The sequence below is a fragment of the Lysobacter korlensis genome, from assembly GCF_042434515.1.
Map to the genome: position 1 here is coordinate 1 of NZ_JBHLTG010000062.1, position 555 is coordinate 555.

Sequence of the window (555 nt, forward strand, 5' to 3'; positions counted from 1 at the left end):
TTCAAAACCAGAGATTTTGGTGAGCATAAATTTTGGGGCAAAACGGAATCTCAAGATTCTGTAGTGATAAATGTTAAAAAAGGTCAGGAATACTTTATAAGATGTGGAATTAAAATGGGCGTAGCAGTTGGAAAACCAGAAATGTATCTTATAGAAAATCATATTGGAATAAAAGAATATGAAGAAATAGAATAAAAACTTTTGCCAACACCGTATAACAACAATTGCGGCTTTGTGTCCTGCGGACACAACCGCGCAAGCATAAAAGTCGGTAATTTTAGCTATCTTAGTTTTCAAACAATCCGCAACTGATTGTTATACAAAACCGTTGGCAGTAATTAAAAAATAAAGTTTATGATTTTTAATTTATTTAATAAGAAAAAAATAATTAGTGAATTAAGAGAACAAGGAGGTATGAATGTTAAATACTCTCAATTAATCTCGCATATAAAAAAACTTGCCCAAACCTTTGAGCAAAAATTTGAAACTAAAACAGAGAAAATTAATGAATATACTATTGGCGTAGTAATTGATTTTAGTGGTCAAAAAGATTTT

The 555-nt window shown here is 29.9% G+C and carries 1 protein-coding gene and 1 pseudogene; both read left to right on the forward strand.

Annotated features, from left to right (window positions below):
* Positions 1-195 (forward strand): annotated as a pseudogene (locus tag ACFFGH_RS34445) (hypothetical protein); the annotation flags it as partial.
* A 159-nt stretch (positions 196-354) separates the two neighbouring features.
* A partial coding sequence (locus ACFFGH_RS34450; RefSeq protein WP_386677489.1) for a hypothetical protein occupies positions 355-555 on the forward strand: 201 nt, incomplete at its 3' end.